Origin of the sequence: Moraxella sp. CTOTU48268 (assembly GCF_032069585.1) — a bacterium.
Lineage (GTDB): Bacteria > Pseudomonadota > Gammaproteobacteria > Pseudomonadales > Moraxellaceae > Faucicola > Faucicola cinerea.
In genome coordinates this window covers 1-4,376 of sequence record NZ_DAMALV010000064.1, presented here as the reverse complement: position 1 = coordinate 4,376, position 4,376 = coordinate 1, and the positions used below count along the sequence as shown (strand labels likewise).

The following is a 4,376-nucleotide window of genomic DNA, read 5'->3' as shown; positions in this document are numbered from 1 at the left end:
ATGAAATTAAGCGAGATGAGTTAATCATTAATCAACTCATTCAGCAAGAACGCCGGTTCTGGGAGTACGTGCAACAGGATGTACCACCGCCTGCCGATGGCAGTGAATCAGCAGCGAAAGCAATTACTCAACTGTATTCTCAGTCCACGGCGGATAAAACCCTCGATTTTAGCCAAAACGAGGACATGAATATGCTATTTGGTCAGCTACTGGCTGAAAAGAACTTAATGGAAGTTCATGCAGACAACTATGAATCGCTTAAACAGCGGATACAGATGCATATCCAAGATGCCGAAAAAGCGGTATTTAGTCTAGGCTCCGTTAGCTGGAAGAAAGCTAAAAATAGCGTGAGCTTAGATACTAAGGCACTGCTCAAAGACCAACCCGAGCTACTTAATCAATATCCTCAGGTAAGGCAAGGCAGTCGTCGTTTTCTGGTCAATACCAAGGCGTAATTCAAGCTAACAAGCATCCCATTATTCCCATCACTATATCGCCCATGTTTGCCGGTCAAGCATGGGCTTTTATTTTATTCAATCAGCCAATTAAGCAAGCCTTTTAAACCAATCTATTAAATTAAACCAAGGAGAACACCCATGATTAAAGGGTTAACCATCACACCGCCTATTTTAGGCAGAATCACCATCGGTAAAGTCGTTGAGAAAAATGGTAAACGCTTACCGGAGAAAGATGACCAATTCACTATTACCAGCCAAGTGCAAAGCAAGGATGGCTGGATTAAGCATCCCCTCGATGACAAGCTACGCCAAACCAAAGCCAATGGCAAGCTACGGCAAATCCCGGTACGGATGCTGTTTAATACGCCTGAGTTAAACCTACGAGCAGAATACACCCTGTTTGACCGGCAGACCGGCAGACCTATCTGTGTGGGTAATGGTGAGCTGTGCCAACGACGTACCCAAAACGGCGTTGAGCAATTGCCTTGCCCGAGTCCAGAATTATGCCCAATCGGACAAAATGGTAACTGTAAGGTATTTGGTCGGTTGTATGCCAACTTAGATGATGTCGATGAGTTAGGCTCATTTATCTTTCGTACCACGGGCTACAATTCAATCAGAACGCTGATGGCTCGCTTAAGCTACTTTAATGCGGTATCGGGTGGGTTGTTGTCTTGCTTACCGTTACAGTTGACGATTCGTGGGAAGAGTACGACACAAAGTTATCGTACGCCCATCTATTACGTGGATTTGACCTTGCAGGATAATGTGAGCTTAAAGGATGCGGTGGAGAATGCGCAAGCGATTCATGCGCAGCAACTACAGTCTGGCTTCAATCAGCAGGCGTTAGAGGAGGTGGCTAAGCTTGGCTATGCTAATTCAGCGTTTGAGGTGGATTCAGATGAGGGATTGGCAATCGTGGAGGAGTTTTATAATGCTGATGCGGATAGCGATGCGATTGTTCGGTCAGTGGGGAGCGATGGTAATTCATCCGATGGACAGTGGCAGTCGCTTGAGGATGGTCTACGGCAGAGTGTAAGGAAAGTGAGTTAGTCGCATACTATAGTTACGAAAATAAAGCGCTACTAAATGGCGCTTTATTTTTTTGTACAGCCAACTTTTTCTTAACTTTTAAATTTTAAAAAGCAAACAAAATTTTGTCAAAGAAAGATTACCGTTTAAATTTACATAAGTCCCTTATCAAATGAGAGAGGATTGCTGAAAATTCATTTGATTGCAATTTGTTGACAAAAAAACTGGATATTCTCAAAAACTACGCATCTCGACATGTTGACTACGCATCTCGACATAAATAAAATGGGTCAAACATCAAAAAAAATGGCAAAATTGAAAAAGTTTAGCCGAAATTGGTGTTTATTTTAAAAAGTGACGCTAGTACTGCTTGTTTAATGACTTTCGGTTTCTATGTTATTAGAAAACAATAGTCTATAAGTTTAGATAGGAATTCCCTATAAAATATATTAAGTTAATCTTGGTAAACAACTATGTATAAAGATGAAAACTTATTAACTCATATTCAGTATAGCTTACTAAGCTATCAAGATATAAAAGGTGTTACCAAAAAGGTTATTACACAGGATTATGATGACATCTCGAATTACATTCGCTTTGATGAACTATTGCAAAAGCTAGCTGATACTAATATTGCCTATGAGAAGAAAAAAAATCAATTACGAAAATACTTGAAGACAAAAAATATTTATTTGTGGTATCGAGATTATGATAGCAGTCTATTAAGCATACCACGCTTATCTAAACCTTTAGAGGAGCTACTGCCGTTTAATAAAGAATATACACCACATATTAAAGCGTATTTACGTTGGAGCGGTAATTGGGCTAAATTACCCTTGGAGCATACGTTGAAGGTTTCTGAGCCTAAATCTTTTATGGAAAGGCATGAAATCAGTGAAACTGCAATAGATACTGAAGACATCATGCTTAAAGCATTGATTGATGAGTTGCAGAGTGAAGAAACGGTATTAGACTTTAAAAAAGCCATTAAGGCATTTCACCGTACTAATCGAAATTTGAAGAAATATGTGAGTGGTTTAATCGAATATAAAGCAAATTTATTGGTCATTCGATTAGATCTTGGTTACAACAAAGACTATTTCGATAAGAATAGAGCATCGTTGTTTGAGAACTTACCAGCCTCAGCAGAGCTAATTCCTGGTGATATTAGTGATGACAATGACAAGCCGAAGGAGCAGTTAACGCTTCATGAATATCGTCTTAAAGCTGAAAAAACTCAATTACAATCTGACTTGCAATCGATGAAAGAATATCGTGCCAAGTTTTTTAGAGCCATTAAAAATAAGTACGCAGTTGAAGGTTTTATTTGGAAGTTAGAATACGGTGCGGATAAGAGCTTTCACTACCATTGTCTAATATTGCTTAATGGTGATAAGCATCGTGAGGATATTAGTATCGCTATGGACATGGGGAAGATTTGGAAGCAACTAACGATTAATGCGGATGGTAAAACCACTAAAGGTATTTACTGGAATTGCAATGCCCATAAAGAAAATTATCGGCATTTAGCTGTTGGCCATCTTAATGCTAGTGATACCGCTATGAAAGACAATCTATTTAAATACGTTTTAGCATATTTGGCCAAGACAGACTATTATGTGAAGATGGCAAAGACCAATGATCGAACCATTGGAATGGGTAGTGACAAGGTCAAAATTAAGTCAGGCAGACCTAGAAAGACTATTTTAGTTGGCTAAAACATAATTTAATATTCAGAGAGTTTAGTAAAATGACAAATGATCATGTAGACTGGCATATGCCTTTCCCAGCGAAAAGATTACTTGCGGGAAAAATGAACAGTAATGCTATCTGTTTTTTAACAAATGTCGATAATCCGAAACTAAATGAAGTTTTACTAGCTCACTGTCAAACTATTTACGCAAATCAAATTAACAGCAAAGATGGTTTTTATTTTGTTTTTGGAGCGGTAAGACATATGGTTCATTTGCCCGAGAATGACGCGGGCTATGTGAGAAGAAAGCCAGCTATGATAGATGGTTTAGATGAAACGCAAATTGAAAGGATATGTGATATTGTTGATTGGTTAGATCATTCTCAACAAAGCGTCGACGATCCCATACTTTTTGAAGGTAATGAATTTACTGTTACCTGTAATCCTGGGATTGAAAAACAATTAATTGCATTATGGGTTATTAGAAAATCATACAAGAAATCTTTTAAACATAAGAGTGATATACATTCAAAAGTAAAGGCTGTCAGATTTGAGCAGTGGCGCTAATATGATAAATTAGTTTCTTGTGAAACGTGTTTTATTAGCCTTTGCAAATACTATGTTTTTTAAAATATACACTATTATTAAAAACTCAAAAATGTTAAATTCGAGTTTTAATAATCCCAATGATGACTTCCCACCATCCCCTGCCACACCGTCACACACGCGAGCGCATCGGGTCTAGCGCGGTGCGCGTTGTTGTGCTCCCTCCCAAAATGCGAACAAGCCTTGCTTAGGCTAAAATAGCGATTGGCTTTAAAATACGGTGAGTATTGCCCGATAAAATCAGCAAACTGCTTGCACAAGCATTTAACCTCAACTTGCTGCAAGCGAAGTTTATGACCCGATTGGCGCATCATACGAATATCAAAATTTGCGTTATAGGCATACAGGGTTCTTCCTTTGAGCAACTGTACAATCGCGGGTTGAATATCAATAAAGGTAGGTTTACCTATCAGCTCATGAGGATAAATACCATGCACCTTAAATGCGCCTGTACTTGAAGGTATATCTGTGTAGATTAGCGTGTCGATAATCACATTTCTATCACTATCACAAAACGCAATTTCAATGATTTGATCCTCCCTGCCGCCACCGGTGGTTTCGGTATCAAAGAATAATGGTTTGCTGGT

At 38.8% G+C, this 4,376-nt stretch carries 4 protein-coding genes and 1 pseudogene; 4 read left to right on the top strand and 1 reads right to left on the bottom strand.

Annotated elements, in window-relative coordinates:
• From RT143_RS12035 to RT143_RS12020, 4 genes and pseudogenes are all read left to right on the top strand, one after another.
• Window positions 1–455: pseudogene (locus RT143_RS12035) on the top strand (YqaJ viral recombinase family nuclease); the annotation flags it as partial.
• Window positions 456–596: 141 nt separating this feature from the next.
• Window positions 597–1,511 carry a recombination directionality factor gene (locus RT143_RS12030; protein ID WP_313093293.1) on the top strand — a complete coding sequence of 305 codons (915 nt, stop codon included), beginning with the start codon at window positions 597–599 and terminating at the stop codon, window positions 1,509–1,511.
• Between the two features lie 452 nt (window positions 1,512–1,963).
• Window positions 1,964–3,208: a YagK/YfjJ domain-containing protein gene (locus tag RT143_RS12025; protein ID WP_313093290.1), complete on the top strand. Its 1,245-nt coding sequence runs from the start codon at window positions 1,964–1,966 to the stop codon at window positions 3,206–3,208.
• Window positions 3,209–3,240: 32 nt separating this feature from the next.
• Window positions 3,241–3,750 carry a hypothetical protein gene (locus tag RT143_RS12020; RefSeq protein ID WP_313093288.1) on the top strand — a complete coding sequence of 170 codons (510 nt, stop codon included), beginning with the start codon at window positions 3,241–3,243 and terminating at the stop codon, window positions 3,748–3,750.
• A gap of 107 nt (window positions 3,751–3,857) precedes the next feature.
• Here the strand turns inward: RT143_RS12020 and RT143_RS12015 are convergent.
• Window positions 3,858–4,376 (bottom strand): 3'-5' exonuclease (locus RT143_RS12015; protein WP_313093285.1); only part of this gene is annotated, 519 nt, incomplete at its 5' end.